Below are 550 nucleotides of genomic sequence, written 5' to 3'. Positions count from 1 at the left end.
TGGTCTGCCCCCTGAAAAGTGGTCCTCCCTGAGGTAGGCTTTTGAGCCTTTGGAGGATGCCAGGAATGCCGCGCAGAAAGCACAAGCCCGAGGAGATTGTCGCGAAGCTGAGGCAGGTCGACGTGTTGCTGTCGCAGGGGCGGCCGGTCGCGGAAGCGATCCGTGCGATCGGCGTGACGCCATTCACCTACTACCGCTGGCGCAAGGAGTTCGGCGGGCTGAAGAGCGACCAGGTCAAGCGCCTGAAGGATCTTGAGAAAGAGAACGAGCGGCTGCGCAAGGCGGTCTCGGATCTGACGCTCGAGAAGCTGATCCTGCGCGAGGCCGCCTCGGGAAACTTCTGAGCCCCGCTCGTCGCCGCCGCTGCATCGATCACGTCAGGACGAAGTTCAGCGTGTCCGAGAGGCTGGCGTGCCGCGTGCTGGGGCAGCATCGCTCGACCCAGAGAAAGGCGCCGAAGGGGCGGGCCGATGACGCGGCGCTCACCGCCGATATCGTCGCACTCGCCACCCAGTACGGCCGCTATGGCTATCGCCGGATCGCCGCGATG

At 65.1% G+C, this 550-nt stretch carries 1 pseudogene; it reads left to right on the top strand.

Going from position 1 to position 550, the window contains the following annotated elements:
* Window positions 1–65: 65 nt before the first annotated feature.
* Window positions 66–550, top strand: a pseudogene (locus ACLJK8_RS23105) (transposase); the annotation flags it as partial.

The organism is Amaricoccus sp. W119 (assembly GCF_047275745.1).
In the GTDB taxonomy this organism is placed as follows: Bacteria; Pseudomonadota; Alphaproteobacteria; order Rhodobacterales; family Rhodobacteraceae; genus Amaricoccus.
The sequence above is the reverse complement of the archived record's forward strand: the minus strand, read 5'-3'. Positions and strand labels throughout refer to the sequence as shown.